The organism is Crenobacter intestini (assembly GCF_004919095.1).
Classification (GTDB): Bacteria; Pseudomonadota; Gammaproteobacteria; order Burkholderiales; family Chromobacteriaceae; genus Craterilacuibacter; species Craterilacuibacter intestini.
On record NZ_STGJ01000041.1, the window covers coordinates 444 to 2067 of the forward strand.

The 1624-nt window shown below is 62.3% G+C and carries 2 protein-coding genes; both read right to left on the reverse strand.

The genetic code is table 11. The features are described 5' to 3' along the window. A partial coding sequence (locus tag E5K04_RS16710) for a permease (protein WP_205700411.1) occupies positions 1 to 556 on the reverse strand: 556 nt, incomplete at its 3' end. Between the two features lie 147 nt (positions 557 to 703). After that, positions 704 to 1624: ArsA-related P-loop ATPase (locus E5K04_RS16565; RefSeq protein ID WP_328591047.1), on the reverse strand; the 921-nt coding region annotated here is incomplete at its 5' end.

The window sequence follows — 1624 nt, forward strand, 5'->3', positions numbered from 1 at the left end:
TCTTGGACTCGATCGTCTTAGGTGCACAGCAAGCAGTCTTGGACTCGACCGGCTTGGGCGTACAGCAGGCGGTCTCGGGTTTTACCGCCGGTTTTGTGGTGCAGCACGCACTCGCCCTCGGCGCGGTCTGCTTCACGTAACGGCCGAAATTCAAGCGTTCCAACAGCACACCGGCCAGCAGCGAGACCAGCAAGGTCGCCGCCATATAGACCAGCGTCACCTTCCAGCCGAAGGTGATCCACAACAGCCCGACCACGATAGGGTTGAGCAACGGCGACACGAACAAAAAAGTCATGGTCGGACCAAAGCCGGCCCCCGCGCGCAGCAAACCGTTCAGCATCGGGATGGTCGAACAACTGCAAAACGGCGTGACCGAGCCGATCGCGGCAGCAGTCAGATAGCCGCTCCCCTTCTTGCTGCTGAGCAAAGACTGCACCTTGCCCGCCGGCAGCTTGTGCTGGATGGCGGCAACCGCGAAGCTGATCAGCACGAACAGCAGCGATAGCTCCAGCGCCAAAAACACAAACATCGACGCTGCAGACTGCAGCGACGCCATGGAAAACGAAAACATCACAACCTCTTCTTTCTTAACTCCGAGCGGGAGTAAGTAAATTTCATCGTTTCTACGATACAACAATCATTGAAATGACGCAAAACATACAAGATAACTATGGTTACAGCAGCCCCGTACGGGGCTGCTGGTTCAGGCCGATGACGCGAGTGCGGTCAGGGCAGCCGCGCCTACCGGCTCTTCCGCCATCAACGGCAACAAGGCGACTTGCCTGGCGTGATGGGTCAGCACCGCATCAAGCTCGCGCACCTCGTTGCCTGCCCGCTGTACCAAAAGCGGCGAACGCACGCCGGCAGCGGCGACGCTCTGGTTGACCACCCACGCCCACGGCGTGATGCCGGCACGTTCAAGGTCGGCCTGCAAGGCGGCGGCTTCCAGCACTGGCGTAGTCTCGGCCAGCGTTGCGATCAGCACCTTGGTGCGCGCCGGGTCCTGCAGCTGCATCATCGGCGTGACGAAGTGCAGGCCCTTGTCGCCCATCTGCCGGACCATGTCGCGGTGGTAGGCGCCGGTCGCGTCCAGCAGCAGCAGGGTGTGGCCGGTCGGCGCGGTATCCATCACCACAAACTTGCGCCCTGCCTCGCGGATTACCCGCGAGAAGGCCTGAAACACCGCGATCTCTTCGGTGCACGGCGAACGCAGGTCTTCCTCCAGCAGCGCGCGCCCCGCTGCGTCCAGATCCTTGCCCTTGCTCTCCAGAATTTCGTCGCGGTAGCGTGCGGTCTCGGCTGCCGGGTCGATGCGGCTGATGCTCAGGTTAGGCACGGTGTCGCTCAAGGTGTCCGCCAGATGTGCGGCCGGGTCAGACGTAGTCAGGTGCACCGGTAGGCCACGATGCGCCAGTTCTACTGCGACGGCGGCAGCGATGGTGGTCTTGCCGACACCGCCCTTGCCCATCACCATCACCAGCCCGTGGCCAGTCGCGGCGATGCCGTCGACCAATTGGGCAAGCGTGGACGTGCCAGCCGGCAGCGGTGCCACTGTTGCCAGCGCCGCGTAAGGTTGTGCGGCGTCGGACAACAAAGCTTCCAAGGCAGCCAAGCCGACCAGATT